Annotated in this window: 16 protein-coding genes; 8 read left to right on the top strand and 8 right to left on the bottom strand. The window is 56.3% G+C overall.

Annotation, left to right across the window (positions count from 1 at the left end):
* Positions 1-219: 219 nt before the first annotated feature.
* The 4 genes from ACR0JF_RS21305 to ACR0JF_RS21290 form a co-directional block, all read right to left on the bottom strand.
* On the bottom strand, positions 220-903 hold the full coding sequence (locus ACR0JF_RS21305; protein ID WP_170660570.1) for a response regulator transcription factor: 684 nt from the start codon (positions 901-903) through the stop codon (positions 220-222).
* 153 nt (positions 904-1,056) lie between these two features.
* Positions 1,057-3,141: a VIT and vWA domain-containing protein gene (locus tag ACR0JF_RS21300; RefSeq protein ID WP_170660572.1), complete on the bottom strand. Its 2,085-nt coding sequence runs from the start codon at positions 3,139-3,141 to the stop codon at positions 1,057-1,059.
* Positions 3,138-4,592, bottom strand: coding sequence for an exosortase T (gene xrtT, locus ACR0JF_RS21295; RefSeq protein ID WP_170660573.1), 1,455 nt, complete (start codon positions 4,590-4,592; stop codon positions 3,138-3,140). Before xrtT ends, ACR0JF_RS21300 begins: the two co-directional genes overlap by 4 nt.
* A gap of 232 nt (positions 4,593-4,824) precedes the next feature.
* Positions 4,825-8,205 carry a hypothetical protein gene (locus ACR0JF_RS21290; RefSeq protein ID WP_480669845.1) on the bottom strand — a complete coding sequence of 1,127 codons (3,381 nt, stop codon included), beginning with the start codon at positions 8,203-8,205 and terminating at the stop codon, positions 4,825-4,827.
* A 57-nt stretch (positions 8,206-8,262) separates the two neighbouring features.
* On the opposite strand from ACR0JF_RS21290, the gene ACR0JF_RS21285 reads away from it, so the two are divergent.
* Positions 8,263-8,553 (top strand): hypothetical protein, encoded by a 291-nt coding sequence (locus ACR0JF_RS21285; protein WP_480669843.1) that lies wholly within the window; start codon positions 8,263-8,265, stop codon positions 8,551-8,553.
* 531 nt (positions 8,554-9,084) lie between these two features.
* On the opposite strand, the gene ACR0JF_RS21280 is transcribed toward ACR0JF_RS21285, so the two are convergent.
* The 4 genes from ACR0JF_RS21280 to ACR0JF_RS21265 are packed head-to-tail and all read right to left on the bottom strand — an operon-like array spanning position 9,085 to position 12,994.
* Positions 9,085-9,819, bottom strand: a complete 735-nt coding sequence (locus tag ACR0JF_RS21280) for a proteasome-type protease (RefSeq protein ID WP_170660576.1) — start codon at positions 9,817-9,819, stop codon at positions 9,085-9,087.
* Between the two features lie 11 nt (positions 9,820-9,830).
* The gene (locus ACR0JF_RS21275; RefSeq protein WP_170660578.1) at positions 9,831-10,628 is read right to left on the bottom strand and encodes a transglutaminase-like domain-containing protein; all 798 of its coding nucleotides are present in this window, start codon (positions 10,626-10,628) and stop codon (positions 9,831-9,833) included.
* A gap of 3 nt (positions 10,629-10,631) precedes the next feature.
* Positions 10,632-11,573 carry an alpha-E domain-containing protein gene (locus ACR0JF_RS21270; protein ID WP_170660580.1) on the bottom strand — a complete coding sequence of 314 codons (942 nt, stop codon included), beginning with the start codon at positions 11,571-11,573 and terminating at the stop codon, positions 10,632-10,634.
* Between the two features lie 2 nt (positions 11,574-11,575).
* Entirely contained in the window at positions 11,576-12,994 is a 1,419-nt protein-coding gene (locus ACR0JF_RS21265; protein WP_170660581.1) for a circularly permuted type 2 ATP-grasp protein, read from the bottom strand.
* Positions 12,995-13,429: 435 nt separating this feature from the next.
* Here ACR0JF_RS21265 and ACR0JF_RS21260 point away from each other — a divergent pair, with 435 nt between their 5' ends.
* Genes ACR0JF_RS21260 through ACR0JF_RS21230 form a run of 7 tightly spaced genes read left to right on the top strand, consistent with a single transcriptional unit; the run spans position 13,430 to position 22,655 of the window.
* A complete protein-coding gene (locus tag ACR0JF_RS21260; RefSeq protein ID WP_480669840.1) occupies positions 13,430-14,617 on the top strand; it encodes a hydroxymethylglutaryl-CoA reductase in 1,188 nt (395 codons plus the stop codon).
* Positions 14,614-15,525: a UbiA family prenyltransferase gene (locus tag ACR0JF_RS21255; RefSeq protein ID WP_170660584.1), complete on the top strand. Its 912-nt coding sequence runs from the start codon at positions 14,614-14,616 to the stop codon at positions 15,523-15,525. The genes ACR0JF_RS21260 and ACR0JF_RS21255 overlap by 4 nt, the downstream gene beginning before the upstream one ends.
* The gene (locus ACR0JF_RS21250; RefSeq protein ID WP_170660585.1) at positions 15,522-17,978 is read left to right on the top strand and encodes a PEP/pyruvate-binding domain-containing protein; all 2,457 of its coding nucleotides are present in this window, start codon (positions 15,522-15,524) and stop codon (positions 17,976-17,978) included. The genes ACR0JF_RS21255 and ACR0JF_RS21250 overlap by 4 nt, the downstream gene beginning before the upstream one ends.
* The gene (locus ACR0JF_RS21245) at positions 17,971-19,071 is read left to right on the top strand and encodes a DUF3419 family protein (protein ID WP_170660587.1); all 1,101 of its coding nucleotides are present in this window, start codon (positions 17,971-17,973) and stop codon (positions 19,069-19,071) included. Before ACR0JF_RS21250 ends, ACR0JF_RS21245 begins: the two co-directional genes overlap by 8 nt.
* The gene (locus ACR0JF_RS21240) at positions 19,068-20,399 is read left to right on the top strand and encodes a hypothetical protein (protein WP_170660588.1); all 1,332 of its coding nucleotides are present in this window, start codon (positions 19,068-19,070) and stop codon (positions 20,397-20,399) included. Before ACR0JF_RS21245 ends, ACR0JF_RS21240 begins: the two co-directional genes overlap by 4 nt.
* Positions 20,396-21,241: a hypothetical protein gene (locus ACR0JF_RS21235; RefSeq protein ID WP_170660589.1), complete on the top strand. Its 846-nt coding sequence runs from the start codon at positions 20,396-20,398 to the stop codon at positions 21,239-21,241. Before ACR0JF_RS21240 ends, ACR0JF_RS21235 begins: the two co-directional genes overlap by 4 nt.
* The gene (locus ACR0JF_RS21230) at positions 21,234-22,655 is read left to right on the top strand and encodes an AMP-binding protein (RefSeq protein WP_170660590.1); all 1,422 of its coding nucleotides are present in this window, start codon (positions 21,234-21,236) and stop codon (positions 22,653-22,655) included. The genes ACR0JF_RS21235 and ACR0JF_RS21230 overlap by 8 nt, the downstream gene beginning before the upstream one ends.
* Positions 22,656-22,762 lie beyond the last annotated feature (107 nt).

The following is a 22,762-nucleotide window of genomic DNA, read 5'->3' as shown; positions in this document are numbered from 1 at the left end:
TGTGGCCAACATCTGACGTATGTTGGAATTCTGAGAAAACCGCAGCATACACCTCGGCAAAGATAACCGCCTGAGATAGCAGGCTACGTTCCGTTTCACGCGCGAATTGGTTGCTGGACAAGCGAGCGCCCAGAACGCTGATGATTGGAAGCGTCACCAATGCGATGCAGACCAACGCAATCACCAGTGCAAGCGAAGGCCGCCATTTTTTCTTTACGGTCAGCACCGACAAACGCCCAATTTTACACCAACCCCGTGCACGGTCTGGATCAGGTCTGGATAGCCCGACGCCCGTGCCTTTTGGCGGATGTTGCGAATATGGCTGTCGACCGTGCGACCGGACAGGTAGGTGTTATGACCATAGACCAGTTCTATGAGCTGCGACCGCCGGAATACCCTGCTTGGTGCCTTAGCTAGAATCGACAGCACCGAGAACTCGATCCCGGTCAGCTGAATTTCGGTTTCTGCAAGGGTGCAACGATGGGCGCTGTGATCCAGCCGCAAGTCCTGAAAAACTGTCACATCGTCAGGCGCCTTTGTGGCTGCCGAGCGCGCGAGGATGGCTTTGATCCGCAGTACCAGCTCGCGCGGGCTGAAAGGCTTAGTGACATAGTCATCGCCACCAAGTTGAAACCCAAGAATGCGGTCGATCTCATCATCCCGTGCCGTCAGAAACAAGATAGGTACGGTTGAAGTTTTACGCAGCTCCTTGCACGTTTCCAACCCGTCCATTTCGGGCATTCCGATATCCAGAACAACCAAGTCAATCGGGGTTTTTCTGAACAGCTCTAATGCGTCCTGACCAGTGCCCGCTTCGGTGGTTTGAAAACCGGAATCTTCCAGTGCAAAACGTACGACATCGCGGATACGGGCATCATCATCTACGATTAGAATGTTGTTCACGGTATCTATCCGCCGTCGAAGTTTCACCCAAGTCACGATCAGAGATCACACTGCCATTGGCCGGGTCAAGTGGGGCCTGCACACGTGGAGCGCTCCATTTGAAATCGTCCCCCAACCACCAGGCATCTGTTCGCAATTTGTATGGTATTTGTCTCATGCCGCGATCCTCCGAACTCGGGTCAGACGCAGCGCGCCCAAAGCCGCCAGGATGATTAGCCCAAATATCGTTTGCGGCTCGGGTGTGGATGATCCGCTGAACGCGGTTTTGGGATAGGCCGCCGCGCCGACGCCCGCCACCTGAGGCAGGACCACCGGAGTGGCTCCTGCCGGTACCTCGCCTTCATTCACAACCTGTTTAGACACAGCTACAAATGAGGTGAACTGCGTCTGAAGATTGAACGTCAACCCAAGATCGGTGATCTGTGCTTCAAGCTTTCTGGGGTTGCCTGTCTGAACCGCCAGAGCGCGGTCCAAATCCGCAATTTTCGTACGCGCCCAAGTCAGTGGGATTGCAGTCCCCTGGCCCATATCATCTTCAGCGGTGGGCTTCGATGGCAGGTTCAGCGACAACGGCATTTGCGCGTTTCGACCCTGAACTAAACCATTGATCTTGATGTCCGTAGGTCCGCCACCTTCGTACCGAGCCATAACCCGGATTGAGCCACCGTCAAACAGGTCAGGGATACGTTGGGGAACTACTTCGGTGACATTCAGCCCGCCCCAATCAACGGATATATCCGTCAGTACCGGCGATTTCATATCTTGGGCCAGCGTTTCAGCAACATCCGACGCGCGCTGAGATGGATCGACATATCGGGCATAGCCGCGACCTTCTTTGGCCATCCCATCCAAAAGGAAGCGATTGACAGCAGTCCCGACACCAAAGGCATAGATCCGAGCATGACCGATCTGCCGCCGGATTGTGCGCAAGACATCGGCTTCGCGCCCGATATATCCATCGCTGAGAAAGACGACGATGCGCAGTGTATTTTCAGGTTGTGGCATGGCAAAGGCGTGCCGGATTGCATTCTCGATTTCGGTTCCACCTCCAGCACGGAGATCGCGCACGTGGCGCAAACCAGAACGGACGTTGGCGCGTGTGGCGGGAACGGCTTGGGATGCGAAATCGGACGCGCCTGACGAAAACCGGATAACGCGAAAATAATCTTCGGGACGCAAACCCTTTAACGCAGTTTCCATAAAGCGCTTGCTGGCATCCAGCGGTGCGCCGCCCATTGATCCGGATGTGTCGAGCACAAAAACCAGCTCTCGCGCCGTGATTTGATCCGATTGCGGAACCCTTGGGGCTTCGATCAGCAGCGACACAAAACCGCCGCGCTCATCATGATGCGCCAGTACTCCGGCTGCTGTTTGATCGCCGCCAAGTTCGTAGCGCAGAACAAGATCACGGTTGTCGATCACGCGTCCGTCCTTAAAGGTGGCACTGATTACTCCATCGGACACCTCAAGCTGCAGATCATGAGTTGCGCTTGTCAGATTGGAAACGGGGACCGCGCCACGCAGATTCAGGGCCAGCGAAACGCGTGCGGGTTCAATCGTATCTGGGTTCGTCAGGCCTGGAACCGGCGGGTACTCGGGTAACTGGGAAACCTCCCAGCCATCGATCTCAGCCACGGCGGAGGCGTCCAGCTCATCTTCGCGGAAGTCCGCCAACGCGACATTCTCGGATGTCGGTTCAAAGTCCTTCGTGCCCTGATAGCGCGGCCCGACAACCAGTGGCAGCACCAACTCATAGGCATCATCGATCTTTGGAACCGCTTGCACATAGCTCAGCGTCACTGTGATCGGCTGCCCTGGCATCAAGTTAGCAATGTACTGCGTGAACATGTTGGGACGATGTTGGGTCAAAAGGGCTGCGGCCTTACCCTCTTGCTTTGCGGTTTCAAAGGTTTGTTCGGCCTCGTGCTTTTTCTGAACCTCAGCCTCAATCACTTCGTCGCCAACCCGCATCTGCATGGCATAGACGGCGGCCTTTTGGTTCAGTGGAAACAGATACTCCGCCGACATTGGATCATTTGACGGATTCACGAAAACCTGTTGCACCTGAACGGTTGCCATATCGCCCTGAATATCAACGGAAAGGTCCGATTTCAGCAGCGGAAGGTCCAATTGACCCGCCGCGCCACTGCCGACCAATCGGCCCGCGACGTCGCCTTCTGGTTGGGCGTAGACAATCCCGGGACACAGTAAGAAGAGAAAAGCAAAGTGGCGTATCATATGTCCGTTCCTTCGATGGTTTGAATGTCCAGAGCTGCAATCGTGGCAGCGTCGAGTTGGGCGCGAAGCTCGCTGTCCAGACTCCATGGGGTGATCCTTTGCACGCTGCTCCAGGTGCCGCCGGAGCCGTTCAGCCAGCGCCAAATCGCTTCACCGACGCTGGGTGTGACGTGCCCGTTTTGTGAGACGTAGCTGACTGCGACGAGCCATTCGTGCCCATTTGGGCCGATCGCGCGATAGTAGGCACTCGGAACGCTGTCATAGCGTGTACCAAAAAAGCGAACCTTGTAGCCAAGACCTCGCAGGCAGATCTCCGGGGCATGCAGGTGCCGCAGCGGTGCGCGTGTGCTGACCACATTCAGCCCCAGCGGACCAAACTGAGCTTTCTGAGCCTGTCCGCCATAGGCTTCGAAGTAGTGTGCCTCCATCGCAGTCAGAGGCACGCTTCGCATAAGATGCCCGTGAATTTGTGCGGGAAGGTTCGGGGTTGCCACACTGCCCGAAACATCCACTGGATTGGCCTTGAGGGACACGATGGCAATGCTGCCGATTAGGCAAGCAAGCCCGCCAAGCGCTTTGAGGGATTTCGGCAGGATGATCCGGATGGATTGTGGGCGACCTGCACATGCAACCGCATTGCGGGGCCGATAGAACAGCGCAAAAGGCGCAACCGTCAGGGCAAGCGTTACCAACCCGATCAGGCTGTGCCAAGGTTCGGCCATCACATCCAGATCATGTGTAATCCCGATCGCCAGAAGTGAAATGCGCAGACTATTGCCCAAGGCGGCGCATCCGATCACGGTCAAGACGCTGAGGGCACCGACATACAGTTTAGGACGCATGATCGCGTTCTGAGTGACCACAAAAGCCAGCGACAGCAAAAGCCCTGACGCGCCCGAGCATGGCAAGTCCACCAGAATGTCTTTCTGTTCCAAAGTGATGCGCACCCCGTCGCAAACGATACCTGAAAACAAAGAGCCAAGCATGTGACAGGACAATTCCGCCGAAACCATCTGCAACGGGAAGCCAAGCATACGCTGCAAGACCATCTCGGCTGGTAAAGAAAACAAAAACAGAGTGGCCATCCAGAATGGCGAAAGCGCGAAGGGGCGACGATGCAACTGCAATACCGAAACCAGCGCGAAAACATCCAATGCAAGCGCGCAAGCACTGAGGGTATTGACCGCCAAAACCTGTCCTAGAAATCGGATCAAAGCGGCCAGCAACAACAAGGCAATCGTAGGTATCTGAGAGCCCACTTCTTTTGGACGGCCGCTCAGAACGCTCATGCCGGCCAAACCAAAAATCAGCAGAACATAGATATATCCGTACGATCCGTAGGCCGGACTAAGCCAGCTTTGTGCAAGCCATTGCAAAGGCTGCGCTGCAAGAATTGCGGAGGCGGTTGCGAAGGTGCACCAAGCCAAGTTATCTGCGGTCAAACGTTTCATGCCGCCAGATGTGACCGGCGAATGCGCATTTCCCCTGCCCAAGATGTGCAGATTTTGATGAGACACTCTCAAGTGAGGTCTTTGTCGCTTTTCTCAGTCCTCAGCACACTGCGCGTATTGCCTCACGCCATGTAGGCTCTGCAATCACTTCTAACGCGCGCCGGACTTCAGGCGTCAGCCCTGGATGCGATCATTGGAACATTGTGTTCTGCAGCGCATCAAAGGTGGTCAACTAGCGGGCACTTGTAGAAAACTTGACGGCTACTGGGTTCGCACCTTTTGCGCGCAGTTCCGCCACATGCTCACCCGGTTTGAGTGCGTCGACCCAGGCATCCAAATCTTTCGCGACCTTTTTACCGTCCAGATACCATTCAACAGATTTTACTGCGGTTCGCCCTGTGAATGTGCCCCAGAGGTGTAGTGGTCGGTCTGCGCGCACCACCTGACCCACTAAGGGATGAATGATGGCAAGCTCGGGCGGGGCCGCGGGCAGTTTAACTGGCTTGGTGTCGGCCGTCGCGGTGGAATAGCCGTCATGCGCCAGAACCCTGATCCTGACTTTGTCGGCTGGAATGATGGCTGGGTCAATCTCCACAGTGTTGCCCGTCACGCCAACCGTCAGGCCGTTCCAGCGTTCGCCATCAGCGGACCATTGCAGCCAGATATCAGGGGCATAGCCTCGTTTGGCTCCATTCGTTTTCCAGGAGACCTTTAGACCAGATTCGCCAATACTGGCTTCGGCCGATGCTAGTTGAATGGGCCGCGCCGGGCGTTTGCGTTCCCATAGGGTCGTATCGCTCTCGCAAATTCGAATTGCAGTTCCGAGGTCGACATCACCCATTGCAGCAATGAAATTGTAGGGCGGTTCAGCCGGATCCTTTTTGCCGCCTCCGCCGCAACCGCAGCCATCACCATTGGCGTCGTGCGTATCCATTGTAAAGACCGGCGCGGATGAGATAACCTCGTCGTTGTCGCCGATCAATTGAATGACAAGATCAGTGCGCGCGCCAGACATTCTTAGGGGTCGCGTTGGAACCCGCACGAGGCTTGCGACCGATGCTTGCATGTCTTTGTCAACCGCCCCGACAATCGTCACGAATGGACGTATCTGGTCTTGCCGGTCGACTTCCATGTCACCTGCCCCTGTCGCATTGCCGCCAGACACGCCTGTTGCCAGTGCTACGGGGTCAAATTCGGCGCGGTTCAGCATGTAGTTGTGCGTAAAGATCGAAACCCAACGCGGGCCGCAATAGCCCATCAGATCCTCGCTGTTTGCTGGTCGGTGTATGGTCCCGTCATTTGTGTCGAGACCGTATTCGCCGATGCTCGCATCTGAATAGACTGTATTGCCGCTGGAATTGGTTGTTGTCATGCCGGTATCATAGGGTTCGTACAGCGGATAGCTCGCGTTCGGTGTGCCAACCGCTCCGCATGGGGCATGCGGTAAGCCCGCCTGATGGCCCAATTCATGCGCGAGCGTGACCGGATTGTTGGACAGGCCGGCACCGTTTCCGCCGCTGGCGCATCCTGTATTGCCATGCGAACGCGGTATCGCCGCATTCACCAGACCATAGTAAAGCCAGTCACCCTGATTGCCGTCATTCGTGCGCGCATTGGCCACGAAATTGAGGATTGGTGTCCAGTTGGGATCGCATCCACCCGCCGGGAACATATTGTTTGTCAGCCCCTGTGTTGTGGTCTGACTGTCGATGATCCGCACGTTAGGCGTGCTGCCCACGGGGAATACCCGAAGCGCAAAACTGGTGTCAGCGGCCACCTGCGCTGCGTTAGGTGCTGGCAAGGTAATATTCGCTCCGCCGCCCAATGGCGGGCCTTGATAGCCGATCGTGACGGCTGCAACGCGCAACTCTTGCTCAAGGTCGACATCGAGAAGCTGTTGGGCGGTGTCACTTCCGCCATAGCAATCATCCGGCGAAGAGACGGTGATCGAAAGACGCAATAGCCCTGTCATAACATTGGCCGGGATGATGAAGTTCAGAGTCGCATCGATATCGCGCCGCTCTGCGTCATAGCTGGAGAAACTGTCCTGGGCCGTCATCGGGGCATTGAACGGCGGGATATTGGCCACCGTGGACCAAACTCCGCCGACGCGGCGTTCCACTTGAAGGGTACCGCCGACATTGCCGAGCTGCCCGTTGTCGAAATTCGGATCCTGTCCACTGCGCAAATATGTCCGAACCCAAGCCGATTTATTGGCCACTAGTTGCAACGAGTTGTCTGGGCCCCGATCGGCGGGATCCGTCAGATGCTGGGCGGCACGGTAATACTGGATCGCCTGCGTTACCTCTATCCCGTCAATGGACAGGTCCGGCGGGTTCTGGAAGACAAGGTCCAGACCCTGACTGACAGCAGCTGGTTTGCATTGCCCAGTCGCGACGATTTCTACACGTACCTTAGTCGTCTCATTGAAATCGGTTTGATCAAAGTCCCAACGCCCCAGATCAGGGGCTGGTGCAATCTGTGCAATGACAGCACCAGTTTCGGTGTTCACGATGCGAACTGTCACGGTGTCTGCGGCACAGACTTTCCAGCGGATTTTGAGGGCCTCGCCAGGCAACAGACAGTCGTCATTTTGATGCCCTTTGACGATGAACTTGAGGATATCAGCGCTTGTTCCTTCGAACTCAGCCAACATATTTCCGCTCATGCGGTAGTCCAGAAATCGATCACAGACGTTGATGGTCTGAGCAGGCGGGATGATCGTCAATCCGCACCCCGCACTGGTGGGCACGACCACGCAGATGCGTTTGTCCGACCATGAGGTCGGCTCCACGATTGGGCCGGGATTCATCGTTCCATGCTGAGTGAACTGCACTTTCCCAGCTGTTTCGCCAAAGCCGCATCCGCAAATAGCGAGAGTATCACCAGGGCAAGCACGCTCGGGGTTGATCTCGGTCACGGTGTAGCAGTCGATACCGCACCAGTTCCGATAGGCATCTGTGATGCAATCCAAAATGGGCTGACGGACACAGAGGTGGCAGCAAGGCACCTGACCGCAGTGGACCTGACCAGTGCAGATACATAGCACGTATTCTAACAAATCAATAAAGTGCCGCTCTGAATGAGGCTTTTTGCAGATCAGGTTGACAGCTGCTTCGTGTAGCGCGGTTAACACTTGGAAACGACATAGTTGCTCCAACAACGCACCGACATATTTGACCATTGTTGGTCGGTGGCCGCGGGACACATGCATTGCTGCGAAAACCATCAGACTCATGTCTTCGTCGGCGATCAGCGATTTTCCTGTCGGGCAGACATGGTCGGAACAGCAGGCCGACTTATGTTTGGATTTGACCGGTTTGCAGTCGCCGCCATTGCAATCTTCGTCAAAAATATCCTGCAACACGCTGCCAGCATCCTCGCCGGACGCGCCGTTGCAGCCGCAATCCGTTGGCGACGTGGCGCAAAGGGCATTTAGCACATCCACAAATCGCCCCTTGGCAGCAATATTGCCGTTCAGAACATGCCATGCGTCATCAAGCGCATTGCCGAAGATCGCAAGCGTTGGGCGAACGCACTCAGAGAGGTCCACGCGCTTTCGCTGCAACCGCCCGGCATCCACAAGCTCGAGTGCCTCCTCTATGTCATCCAAGATACTGTCCGGCAAAAATGGCTTGTCGGGTGCAGCCCAGCTTAACGGGCGGTTCAGGTGGCAGATGAGCTCTTCTGCCGGAACGGCAACATCGAAATTGATGCCTTCGCTGCAGGAACAGTCGTCCACCTTGAGCCGGGCCTTGTGAATGCGCGTTCCATCACGATCGCGCAGCTTCATCCGAAGTTCCATGGGGCCTTCGCATCGGCAATCCTCAGGTATTTTCGACGGATCTACTGTGAGCACAAATCGGCCATCAGCGGCCGTCAATACACACCCCAAGTCGATCTTACAGTCATCTCGCTGGTGCCAGGCTTTGCCAAAAACGGCGCGAATCTTGACCAATAGTCCGTGTACCGGCTGACCGCTTTCCTTCTGAATGACACGACCAAAAACAAATTGAAATTGACTAGGCATAGCTGAAACAAGCCTCCGAATTAAATATGAACATCTGCTGATTTCACTTGGGAATTGTGCCAAAAAGGACGCTTTGCACCAATTGCGACCAAGTGTGATATGCAAATTTCAAATAGGGTTAATGTTAATAAAATATGATATTATTCTGCGCCAAAATCTCCAAAATGTCAATCAAATGCCGTCCCCGGCGGCGCTCTGGGCGGCATTTGGAGCCGTGGGCACGGCACCCCTTCTGAACGGTGACAGATGTGGAATGTCGCTCAGCTCTAAGGTGAAGGTCGCGTTTTAGGGGCAATTTTACCGCGCATGCAGCCCAAAACACCGACGGCCCATTGCCGCCGTTCGTCCAACCTTCAAGTTACTGCCGCAGCAGCCGCAACAACAGACATTGGTGTGAGTGCGTGAACTATGAGCAGGCTATGACCTGGGCGCGGACTAAGCCGAGGATCGACTATTTCGCTCTTACACCGCCTTGTATTCTGGAAGTTTGGACAAGGCAGACTTCAAGGCGTCGCCCCAACCTTCCGATATCGTTCGAAAGTACTGATCGTCACTCTCAAACCTGGACCTCGTGCCAGCCTCAAGGCTGTCTTCATCGTAAAGCAGTAGATCCAACGGTGCCCCAACAGACAAGTTCGCCTTGATCGTGGAGTCGAAACTGACGAGCAAGAGTTTCACGGTCTCTGGAAAGCTCATTTCGGGATCGTAGGCCCGCACCAGAATTGGGCGACCGTATTTTGTCTCTCCGATCTGAAAGAATGGGGTGTCGTCGCCTGCCTCGATAAAGTTGCCTTCGGGGTAGATCAGGAACAACCGAGACGGCCCGCCCTTAATCTGCCCACCCAGAATGAGCGTTGCGTGAAAGGCGCTGTCAGCTTGCTGCCCAGACCGGGCATGCTCTTCGATGACATCGTTCAACGTAGCCGCGACCAATTGCGCGACCTGAAACATTGTCGACGCTTCCAGGATCGAGGGAGAACGATCTTCCGGCGCTTTTGTGCGCTCCTCAAGCAGGCTTACTGTGGCCTGAGTGGTCGCCAGATTGCCCGCGGTCAGCAGAGTGATCGACCGCTCACCTTCCACCGTCCAGTTGAACATCTTGTTGAAAGTCGAAATATTGTCGACGCCTGCGTTCGTCCGCGTATCGGACATGAACACCAGTCCGCGGTTCAGCCGCATGCCCACAGCATAGGTCATTAAGTTCTCCGTTACTGCTGTGCGACTTGCAACTGTACTGTCAATTGCTCGCCCGCTGTCCCAATTCTGTTTCCTATTACCGGCGCAGCTTGGGCATAGTCCAGACCGGTTGCAACGCGTACATAACGATGATCAGGCGAAATCCCGTTGGAAACGTCAAATCCAACCCACCCGAGCCCGTTCAAATGCACTTCGGCCCAGGCATGGGTCGCGTCCTGCAGCTCGGTTTCGTTCATCATCAAGTAACCCGAAACATAGCGCGCAGGCATTCCGATATGTCGAGCGCAGGCAATGAAGATATGCGCATGGTCCTGGCAAACGCCGCACCCAGCTGAGAGGGCCTCTTCAGCGCTCCAGTCCGGGTGCGAACTTCCAACTTCGTAGCTGACCCGAGATCGAATAATTTCGGACAAGGCGTGCATCTGCTTAAGCGGTTCGCCTTCGGGCAGCGCACCGATCACATCAGCAACCCCTTTTCCTGGCGTTGTCTGAGGCGTGCTACGATTGAAAAGCCATAGGGGTGTCGAGCCTTCGTGGCGTCCCAGGACACCATGTGTGTCTTCCACCGCCACAACGCCTTCGGATATCAAGGAAATGCTTTGGGTATTTGCTTCGAAACTGATCAATTCCACTGTGTTGCGATGGTAGTCTTCAAAGCTCAGCTCCTTGACCCCTCCGATGACTTCAGTGCTCCAGCTTTCAATGGTCTGGTTGCGAAATGACTTTGGCGTTTTCCTAAGCTGCTGCAGTCCAAAGGGGACTGGCGCGTCGAAATCGTATCGTGTCTCATGGCGAATATGCAGTTTCATGGGCTACTCATAGAACCGGTAGTCAATCTCGATCTGACGACTTAAGCTGCCGAGATCTTTCAGAAAATCCTGAATGTACTCATGAAGCCCCAATTCAAAGATATCGGATATCTTCTGGTCCAGATATTTCTCGTACAGGGTATTTGATGCGGCGCACGACGGACCCGCAAAGCCATAGTCTTTCTTCAGGTAGGACAGGTTCTCTTGAATCTTTCTACAACAAAAGTGAAGACTGCGGGGCATTCGCTCATCCAATATCAAAAACTCGGCAATGTCAGACGGTCGGGTTTTCTGACCGTGAGTCATTCGATAACCGCCGCCAGCACCGACGGAGCGAAGGATGCTTTCCCACTGGATGTTGTCCAGTGACGAGCCGACTGAGAACGCTGTGGGCAATAGAACGTAGTACTTCACGTCCAATATGCGCCCCGTGTTATCGGCCCGTTCGACAAAAGTGCCGATGCGGGTGAAATCGAAAATATCATTGCGCAGCATGGTGCCCAAAGTGGCGCCACGGACCAATGCGGCCTGGTGGCGAATAAGCTCCAGCATGGTCGGCAAGTCGCGCTCATTCACGCGGCGCTTCATCGCCTCGTCAATTTGCATCCAACTTGCGTTTACCGCGCTCCAAACATCGTGTGTCAGTGCGGTTCGAACAAGGCGTGCGTTGTTCCTTGCCTGTTTAATGACCGACTTGATTGAGGATGGGTTGTCGGCATCGCGCAACACCCAATCCACAGCGTTGTCTTTTGAAATGTCTTCGTACTTGGCGTGGTATCCATCCAAAACGCCAGCCGTTTTCAGTACAGAGCCCCATTCTTCGGCGGAGTTCTTAGAACGGGTCAACGCCATCCTCTGACCTGTTTCAAGCAGCCTCGCCGTGTTTTCCGCCCGTTCGAGGTAACGGGACATCCAGAACAACCCGCCAGCAGTTTTTCCCAGCATGGTCAGTCCTCCAGAACCCAGGTGTCTTTGGTCCCGCCGCCCTGACTTGAGTTCACGACGAGCGACCCTTTCTTCAGCGCCACGCGTGTCAAACCGCCGGGCGTGATATTAACCCCATCTGGAGACACCAAAACAAAGGGGCGCAGATCAACGTGCCTGGGTGCGAGCCCCGAGCGCGCGAAAATTGGAACCGTTGAAAGCGACAGAGTCGGCTGAGCTATATAGTTCCCGGGTCTCTTCTTCAGCTTTTCACGGAAAGCTGAAATCTCTTTCTTGCTGGCCGTAGGGCCAATCAACATACCGTAACCGCCAGACCCATGTACTTCCTTGACCACGAGCTCGGAAAGGTTGTCCAGCACGTAGGACAGGGACTCTGGATCGCTGCAACGCCAGGTGGGTACATTTTGAAGCAGGGGTTTTTCGCCCGTGTAGAATTCAACGATTTCAGGCATGTAGGAGTAGATTGCCTTGTCATCCGCGATACCTGTGCCCGGAGCGTTCGCAATAGTGATGCCCCCCGCGCGGTAGACATCCAGGATGCCAGGAACGCCCAGCGCGCTGTCAGGGTTGAAATTCAGTGGGTCTAAGAAATCGTCATCAACCCGGCGATACAGAACGTCGATAGGCTTGTAGCCCCGGGTAGTGCGCATACAAACGCGGCCATCGACAACCCTCAGATCGTGTCCTTCGACCAACTCCACTGCCATCTGATCCGCAAGAAACGCATGTTCATAATAGGCTGAGTTGTAGATACCGGGGGTCAAAACAGCGACCGTGGGTTCTCCTTCTGCACAAGCCGGAGCGCAGGCTGCAAGAGACCGTCTCAAATTTCGCGGGTAGTCGGAAACATTTCGTACATTTGTGGCGCTGAAGAGCTCGGGGAACATCTTCAGCATCGTTTCCCGGTTTTCCAGCATATAGCTGACACCGGATGGCGTGCGCGCGTTGTCCTCAAGCACAAAGAACTCATCTGGTCCGGTTCGCACCAGGTCAACACCGACGATATGCGTATAAACCTGACCGGGCGGCGAGACACCGAGCATCTGCGGCAGGAACGCTTCGTTTCCGGCGATCATCTCGGCCGGTACACGTCCGGCCCTTACGATTTCTTGGCGGTGATAGATATCGTGAAGAAAGGCATTGATTGCCCGCACCCTTTGTTCGATGCCGCGTTCCAGCCGCTGCCACTCTCGTGCGGAAATGACGCGCGGCACGATATCAAACGGTATCAACCGTTCCTCTGCTTCCGCTTTTCCGTAGACATTAAAGGTTATGCCCGTCAGCCTGAAGACTTCCTCAGCCTCGCGCTGCTTAGCTCTTAGCCGTGATACATCTTCCGCATCAAACCAACGACCGATCTCTTCGTATGGACCTCTGAGCGATCCATCGCTGTTGAACATTTCATCAAAATACTCACTCATGCGAGAAGTTTGACGATCAATTCGGGGTTTTCAAGTCATTCGGTCCTTTTTGGTAAGCACTTCTGGAAGAAACGCCTATTTTTCAAGCGAGTTGGTGCATCCACCAATTTGAACAATGCCGCTGGTTTTCTAGTTCGAATTCATGCGGCTTTGTTGCACAAATCGAGGAGAAGGCTTGCTCCCCCTTTCCTCTGACAGACTTATCCTTCGGGCTCTTTGACGAATGCGAGACCCTTTTGAATCAAACACATGATCAGCGAACATTTGGCTGGATTTCGATCCCGCGACTGATACCTTGCCCTCGCATCGGTTTTTAGCTGCGCAACATATGTACGGAAAATCTATTGGAGCTCACTTTTGGTCATTCCTTTTCACGTTCGGGAAATGCTTCAACGCATAAAAACGCGATTTGACGCCGATCAGATACCCCAGCAGATGGCGCCGAGCGACGCGGAGTTTTCAACACTGCGCCCCTCCCGCAAGCCGACCAAAGAGGTGCTCGAACGCTTTTGGGGCAAGTTGAAACCCACAGCCAGCGCAGACGATCAAGCACAGATCGCGGATCCGGCGACCATCGAAGACGCCGAAATCTACGGTGCCAATATCGAGAATTTCATCGGGACGGTTAAGCTGCCTGTCGGGGTTATTGGCCCCTTGCGCTTAAACGGGATGAACGCAAATGGCGATTTCCATGTCCCCCTCGCGACCACCGAGGCCGCGCTGGTCGCGTCTTACGCCCGGGGCGCTTACGCCGCCACCCGTTCAGGCGGTGTCAGCACCGCCGTTCTGTACGAAGGTGTGCTCCGTACACCAGCCTTTGTATTTGAGAGCCTGCTAAAGGCTGGGCAATTCGTGGATTGGGTGGTGACAAATGTCGACATGCTCCAATCTGCGGCCGAAGCGACAACCCGTCATGGCAAGCTTGTCTCACTGGAGCCGTTCATCGAAACCAACGTCGTTTTCCTGATTTGTCGGTATACCACAGGGGACGCTGCGGGTCAGAACATGGTGACCATCGCCACCGACGCCTTGTGCCACGCCATCGCAGATAGCTGCCCTGTCGCGATTGAAAACTGGTATGTCGAAGGTAATTTCTCGGGCGACAAAAAGGCCTCGGCTTTAGGGTTGGTGACGGGGCGCGGGCGGAAGGTCAGCGCTTCGGTCACGCTTCCAGCTGAGATTGTCGAGAAGACGCTGGGAACCACGGTCGAGGCCATGCTGGACTATGGACGTGTCGCCAATCTGGGGGCGCATTTGTCTGGCCAATTCGGCGCGCAGGCGCACTATGCCAACGGTCTGGCGGCGTTCTATATCGCAACCGGACAGGACGCGGCCTGCGTTGCCGAAAGCGCAATGGGCGTCACGCGCATGGAACCTAGAAGCGACGATCTGTTCTGCTCGGTGACACTTCCCAACATTCTTGTCGGCTCGGTCGGTGGCGGGACCGGTTTGCCCAGCCAGACAGCGGCGCTGAACATACTTGGCCTCAGAGGCAGCGGAAATGGCACAGCTTTGGCCGAGGTGGCCGCAGCCACATGCCTCTGCGGCGAAATCTCCATTGTCGCCGCAATAGCTGCAGGCCATTTCACCCGCGCCCATGAAAGCCTGGCCCGCCACAGATGAGTATTCAGAACCGATTCTGGATTTACCAGTCCGAGCGATTTCCGCTGAAGAAAACCGTCCCTCTACTGCTGGTGTTTTCCTCGGCCAGCATTTGTGTGTCTGCCCGTCTGGCCGACCGGCCACTGCCCGAGTGGCCCGCCTTTGCCGCTGGCTTTGTATTGGCCATGGCGTTGTTCTTCCAGATGCGGGTCTGCGATGAGTTCAAGGACGCCGAGGATGACCGGCGGTACCGGCCCGACAGGCCGATCCCACGCGGATTGGTCTCACCCGGCGAAGTCCTGAGCTTGGGATTGCTGACAATCCCCCTGGCACTTGCTGCGGCATGGCTATGGCACCCTCCCGTTTTGTGGCTGTTGGGTGCGGTCTGGATCTGGCTCGCGGCGATGACGGTTGAATTCGGCGTTCCGGTCTGGCTGAAGGCCCGACCAGTTCTGTACCTGCTCAGCCATATGGCAATCATGCCCTTGATTGACCTGTTGCTGACCGGTCTCGAGTGGCAGCCAGCAGGTGGGGCAGCATCCTCATTATGGCTGTTTCTGGCACTGTCCTTTGTGAACGGCTGCGTTCTAGAGATCGGGCGCAAATTATGGGCGCCGGAAAACGAAATCACCGGGGTCGATACCTATTCAGGCCTTTGGGGGCCGCGTCTGGCTGGGCGTATCTGGATCGGCTGCGTCCTGGTATCCTACGCCCTACTTGTTGGCACAGGCAGCGCCACCGGAGTCGGCTGGCCAACCGCCCTGATCGGCGCGCTGGCGCTGGTGCCCTGCGGAATTGCCGCCCTCCGGTACACTCAGGCGCCCACCGCAAAAGCCCAAAACAGGATGGACACGGTATCCGGCCTATGGGTGTTCTTCTGCTATGCTACGGCTGGTTTTCTACCCTTCCTAATCGGAGCTGTTGCATGAGGTTCATCGTCACCCAAACGGATGCCACCGATGTCTCGATTGTCGGGGGGAAAGCAGCGGCCCTTTTGCATCTGGCGCAGCACGGGTTTTCCCCGCCTGCGTTCTTCGTCATCACCAACGATGCATTTCGCATGGGGCAATCAGGACCCATCGCGCAAAAGGGCCTGAAATCGGCTGTGACCGCCGCGCTTGAAACGCTCGGACCCGGACCTTACGCGGTGCGCAGTTCCGGCCGGTCCGAAGATGGTGTGGACCACAGCCATGCAGGACAGTTCGAAACGGTCCTGAAAGTTCCCGGCAAAGATGTGATCGCAGCGGCCAAGCAGGTCTGGCGATCCGGTTTCTCAGCCACGATTGAGACTTATCGGGCGGTCAAATCCGGCGGTGAGGCCGAAGCCCCTGCGATCATCGTGCAATGCATGATCGATGCAAAAGCGGCCGGTGTCGCCTTTTCCGCCGACCCGGTCAGTGGTCGGCGCAATGTGGTCGTGATCTCGGCCATTGATGGGCTTGCAGAGCAGCTTGTGTCAGGGGAAGCGGACGGAGAAGCCTGGGTTATCGGCTCGGATGGCACACGAGAAAAAACTCCGGATACGCCCGCGCATTTGACCCTGCCCGAGGCACAATCCATCGCTGCCCTCGCCCGAAGGGCCGAGACGCTGTTCGGTTCCCCTCAGGACATCGAATGGGCTATTGATGCGCAAGGGCTTCATATTCTGCAGGCCCGACCGATCACCACGACTCTGTGCCCAGCGCCGCTTGCAGATCAGACTCTGACCATTTTCGACAACTCCAATATCGTCGAAAGCTATCCGGGGATCGTCAGTCCGCTGACTTATTCCTTTGCTCTGCATGTCTATTCTCAGGTGTATCGCGCTTTCGTCAGGCTTTTGGGCGTGTCCCGGCATACGGTTGCCCGGAATCCAACCGTTTTTGACAACTTGCTAGGCCGGGTGGACGGGCGCGCCTATTACAATTTGATCAACTGGTATCGCGCGCTGGCAATGCTGCCCGGGTTTTCGCTAAACCGCAACTACATGGAAACGATGATGGGCGTTTCTGAACCGATGCCACGTGAAGTTACGGATGCTCTTGCCCCGCCGCCCACCACCGGCTGGCGCAAGCTTGTGGAATACGCGAAACTGGCAAAGGTTGCGGGCGGCTTGGTCTGGCAGGCCATCCAACTGCAACGGACCCGGCGTGATTTTTATCGCAGGTTGAACGACATCTTGCAGGCGGGGCTGGATGTGGATGCCTCGAATGCGACCGAACTGGCCGCCGAGTATCGTCGCATTGAAAGCACCCTGCTGGATCGGTGGGATGCCCCGCTGATCAACGATTTCCTGTGCATGATTGCCTTTGGTGGCTCACGAAACCTGCTGCAAAAGTGGCTGGGCGAGGACGGGTTGACCCTGCACAATGACCTCATGATCGGGCAAGGCGATATCGTTTCAGCGGAGCCCGCGCAACGCATAGCTCGAATGGGAGAGTTGGTCCGGCAGGCAGGTCTTGCCGAGCCGCTAAGGGCCACTGCGCATCTGTCGCTTTTGTCCGGACACCCCCAGATCAAAGCCGAGGTTGACGCGTATCTTGAGAAGTTTGGCGACCGGTGCACGGAGGAACTCAAGCTGGAAAGTGTTCCGCTGCGCGACGACCCGACCAGCTTGCTGCTGGCGATTGCAGCCAGCGCCGAACGTCCACCGTCCGTACGTCAGGAAGGTGCTGAGCCGGACTGGAAGGCGTTGTTTCCGTCGAACCCCTTCAGACGGCAACTGGCCAAATGGATATTGAGCTGGACCAAGGTGCGCGTGCGCGACCGGGAAAACCTGCGCTTTGAACGCACGCGTATTTTTGGCTACGCACGGCGTGTGTTTTTAGGCATCGGTCGGGAATTCGCCGCCCGCGACTTGCTGTCCTCACCTAAGGATATATTCTTTCTGACAGCGCATGAAGTTCTCGGATCTGTTGAGGGCTACAGCTTGTCACCCGACCTGAAAGGCATCGTTGCGCGGCGCAAACTCGAGGATGAAACCTCCTCCCGACGCCCCGACCCGCCCGAACGTATCGAAGTCCGTGGCCCCGCCATCGCGCCGGTCTGGTCCAAAAAAAAGGAAACCGAGTTAGACACTACACGCGTGAAACACGGCACGGGTTGTTCCGCAGGACAGATCAAGGCACCCGCGCGTGTGATCCGTGACTCGCGCACCGAGACCTTGAACCCCGGAGACATTCTGGTCGCCCGCCACACCGACCCGGGTTGGATCGCCGTATTCTCGAACGCCTCCGCCATCGTCGTTGAACGAGGGTCGCTGTTGTCACATTCGGCCATTGTCGCGCGTGAGTTGGGCATTCCTTGCGTTGTCGGCCTGAAAGGTGCCACTCGTTGGATCGAAGATGGCGAAATGATCCGTGTAGACGGCGCAAGTGGCACTGTGGAGCGGTGCAATGGATAGCAGCGAGATCGAGAAAAAAGCGGATTTCGACCAAATCCGTTATGCCCAACTGTGGGAGGACGCAGATGTCCTAACCTCAGCCTTGGGTGAGTGTGCGGGCAAGACGCTGGTGTCCATCTGCTCGGCCGGGGACAATGCGCTGGCGATGCTGACACTCGATCCTGCGCGCGTTGTGGTTCTGGACCTGTCACTGGCGCAGATCGCCTGCCTCAGGCTTCGGATCGCGGCCTATCAGGTGCTGACCCATCCCGAATTCATCGAACTCACAGGTTCACGCACAAGTACGCGACGAGGTGCCCTGCTGAACCGGGTTTTAGAGGCCACCGATACTGAAACGCGCACCTTCTGGAAGGCGCTGACCCCGGAGGTTGAAAAACATGGTATCGGCGGCGTCGGTAAGTTCGAGCGCTATTTTCGCATCTTCCGAAGCTGGCTGCTGCCACTGGTGCATTCTCGTAGGACCATTGACGCAGTGTTCACCCCCCGCTCGCCGACAGAGCGCCAGACCTTTTTCGACACGCGGTTCAACACGGTTCGATGGCGGCTGTTGCTGAACCTCTTCTTCTCGCGTTTCGTAATGGGGCGCATGGGTCGGGACAGTGCGTTCTTCGACCATGTCGAGGGCAGTCCCTCCCAACATGTCGCCCGCCGTATCCGTCATGCAGGGGTTACCACTGATCCCTCGCAAAACCCCTATATGCACTGGATTCTCAAGGGCAACCACGGCGACGCGCTGCCGATGGCCTGGCGGCCCGAGCACTATGAGGCGATCCGATCCCGGTTGGATCGTCTGGACATACGCCTCGGATCGTTGGAGGCTTTTGTTTCAACCAGTGAAAAAGCCAGTGGTTTCAACCTTTCCGACATCTTTGAATACATGTCCCCCGAGACCTTCCCGCAGGTTTACGGCTCTATCCTGACCGCCGCCGAGCCAAACGCCCGATTGGTCTATTGGAACATGATGGCGCCCCGCCGAGTTCCTTCGAAATACTCAAACCGTGTCAAAACCCTGACTGACATCGAAACCCAGCAGAAAGCCCGCGACATGGCATTCTTCTATTCCGATTTCGTCGTCGAAGAGGTTCTGCCGTGACTGTTCTTGGGCAGATTCTGCTTGCGGCGGGGTCCGTGGTCGCCTTGATCGGCGTCATGATGGTCATACGGTATCTGGCCAAAACGGCGGGGTTGAGTGCCGAAGTACAGCGCAAACTTATGCATGTCAGTACCGGCCTCTTTGCACTGCTTTTACCTTGGCTCTTTCCCGATCGTTGGCCGGTTTACATGCTGATTGCAGCCACAATACTGGTGATGCTGGTGCTCCGCCTTCCGCGCTTTTCATCGGGTCTGGGCGCGACTCTGCATGGGGTAGAGCGTACGTCCTACGGTGACTTTCTGCTCGCCTTGTCGGTTGGGCTTTGCTTCCTGCTGGCTGGGGAAAACACACTGTTCTACATCCTGCCGATTGCTGTTCTGACACTGGCGGATGCCGCCGCTGCGCTGGCCGGAACTACCTATGGAACCAAACGCTACGTGGTGGAGGATGGCGACAAGAGCTTGGAAGGCTCAGTCGTGTTTTTTGTCGTAACGCTGTTGGTCGCGATCATCTGCTTCTTGTTCATGTCGAGCCTCCCACCGTCCAACATCATGATGTTGTGCCTTATGGTGGCGGGTTTTGGCACGTTGGTCGAAGCGCAAAGTTGGCGCGGTTTTGACAACCTGTTCCTGCCGCTTGGCTTGTTGATTTTTCTGAACGGCCACTACCACAGCTCTTTGGCGGAGCTCGCCCTTTTGGCTGCCCTGTTCTTTGCCGCCCTTGCCAGTTTCGGCGTGGTGGGAACCAAACTGGGCCTGACCAAACATGCGACCCGTGTTTATGTTGTTGCAGTTTTTTTGCTGCTGGCCGCCGCTAAGTTGCAGAATACGGTGCTGCCGATTATGGTTCTGGCCGCGCACGGATGGGCAAGCACCGCTTCTCCTTGTTACAGCAAGTACCCCGATCTGGATATCATCGCCGCCTTGGGTCTTCTAGGGTTTGGTTGGCTTGCTACGGGACATGCAACGGGATGGGATGCGATTTCTTTTTTTGGGCTAAGTGTAATGGGGCTGGCCATGGGGCATATTGCAGTGGCGCTGCGTTCCAGCCCAATCGCGATACCGCTTGCTGCGGCTGTTTTGTTTGCAACACGGACTTGGGTCTTATCCCAGAATTCCGAACAGTCGAACTGGGCCGAGCCTCTGACGGCTTTGGCCCTGTTTTCACTCCTTTGCACAGCCGCAGTACCGTTGGCCCGACCACACTGGTTCGAAAAAGACAGAGTGTTTAGGCTGACGTTGTTGGCCCTCGCCCTGCCCTTGTTTTACTACGTTTGGTTCCTTGCCGGATCACTTGGTGCAGGGGTCTTTGCCGGAGTTGGTTCATGATCAAAGAGACCATCAAAACAGCGGATGCAAAACTGACCGTCTATCTGAACGGCCCGCACTGGGAGGGCGCGCCGACAGCAACTTTCGGTGATTTTTCCTGCAAAACGTCTGGGGCCGGTGCTGAAATCCTGCGCGAGGGGATCGAGCGGGTACAAGATGCGGGCCTCGATCGCATTATCGGGCCGATGTCGGGCGATACCTGGCACAGCTACCGGTTCGTCTCGGACAGCGATGGGTCCGCTCCGTTCCTGATGGAACCCAGCAACAAGTCCCATGAGCCCGAGGTATTCCGGTCGGCTGGGTTTGCAGAGATCAACCGGTATTTCTCAGCCCGGGTGCCGCTACATGCCTCTGCTGCGACCGCCCCACCAAGCAGCGACGGATTCGTGGTGGAAGCTTGGGACGGAACGGACCCCGAGGCCCTGTTTCGTCAGGTCTTTGAACTCTCAACCCGGGCGTTCTCAAACAACGCGTTCTACAAGCCGATATCCGAGGCCGATTTTCTGGCCATGTATTTGCCGGTTGTGCCGATGATGAAGCGCGACCTGATCTTGTTTGCACGCCGCAAAGACGGGACATTGGCAGGTTTTTTGTTCGGCATTCCCAACTATGCCGAAGGCCCCAATCCGAAATCCGCCATCCTTAAGACCTACGCCAGCCTCGAACCGGGAGCTGGGCGGCATTTGGCCCACAGGTTTCACAAGACGGCATTCAGCATGGGGTACGACGCGGCTATTCATGCGCTGATCCATGATGACAACATCTCGGCTGACCGCAGCGCCGCCGAAGGCGCAACGATCTTCCGACGCTATACCCTGCTTGGGCGCAAGCTGAATGGCTGACCTGTTGTTCCATTTCGCCGCTGCGGTTGAACGGTTTCCGGACCGGACTGCCATCGTGGACGGCAAGGGGTGCCAGATCAGTTTTCAGGACCTACACAAACGCGTTCAGCAATTGGCGGGTCGGTGGCAGGGCAAGGGCATCCAACCGGGGGATCGTGTGCTGTTGGCCATGCCGGTCAACGCGGACCTCTATGCCAGCCTGGCCGCCCTGTGGTCCCTTGGCGCCACCGTAGTCTTGCCGGAGCCAGCCATGGGGCTGGCCGGTCTGTGCCACGCCATTCGGACAACAAACCTAAAAGCGTTCTGTTCGGCGGGCCCGTATTCCTTGCTAAAGTTTCTGGTTCCCAGCCTTTGGACCCTTCCCTTGCTCACGCCCCGAGAAGGCCACATCAACCCGACGGCGCACAAGGTGCAACCGTATGATATCGCCCTGATCTCCTTCACCTCCGGCACGACTGGTAAGCCCAAAGCCATTCCACGCTCGCACGCGTTTCTGATGGCACAGCACGACGCCATCGCACCCCTCCTCCACAGCGACAAGGCCGAACGCGACCTAGTCGCCTTTCCAGTATTCACCCTGATCAATCTGGCGGCTGGGCGCACAAGTGTTTTACCCAATTGGAAGTTCAGCAAACTGGACCGCCTATCACCCACGCAGTTGGAACGGTGGCTTCAGGCGCAGAACGTCACCCGGGTCCTGATCCCGCCATCGCTGTGCGAAAATCTGGTTCGATCCGAGGACACTGGGTCGTTGCACACGGTATTCACCGGCGGTGGCCCGGTATTTCCAAACCTGGTGGAGACATTGAGAAGCCGGCACAGGCTGTCGGTTGTGTGCGTCTACGGCTCGACCGAAGCTGAACCAATCGCGCATCTCAATGCCCTCGACATCTCGGAGGAGGATTACCGCGACATGGCTTCTGGAAGGGGGCTGCTCGTGGGCTATCCGGTCCCTGACATCACGCTCCGCATTCGCGACAACGAGATTCAGGTCGCCGGCGCACATGTGAATGAAGGGTATTTGGACCCAAATCACTCACAGCAAAACAAAGTCCGGGAAGGTGACATTGTTTGGCACCGGACTGGTGACGCGGGCACGCTGGATGATGACGGACGTTTGTGGCTTTGGGGGCGTATCGGGTCCGAAATTGAAGTCGCTTCAGGTACGCTTTTCCCCTTTGCGATCGAAGTTGCTGCCCAGCAATGGCCGGGCGTGGATCAATGCGCTTTTGTCACAACGAAAGCCGGCCCCACTCTCTGTGTCCAGGGAACACAAAAGTACCTTGAGGATTGGAAGCGTTCTGCGCTTGGGTTTGGCGTTCCCAATGTGGTGTCGATTGAGAGCATCCCTATGGACAAGCGCCATGCCTCCAAAGTCGATCGCGCGAAACTGGAAAGCAGCCTAATAATATAGGCACGATGCGGCTCAACAATCGCCGAGCCTCTACGCCTGAACGGAACCTTCACCACGTGTGGTTTGCTTGGAGCAAGCAACCTTGCCGAGCTTGGCTTTAGCAGCTT

It is taken from the genome of Ruegeria sp. BG11, assembly GCF_056538565.1.
Note: the sequence above shows the minus strand (reverse complement) of the source record. Positions and strands in the feature narration are given on the sequence as shown.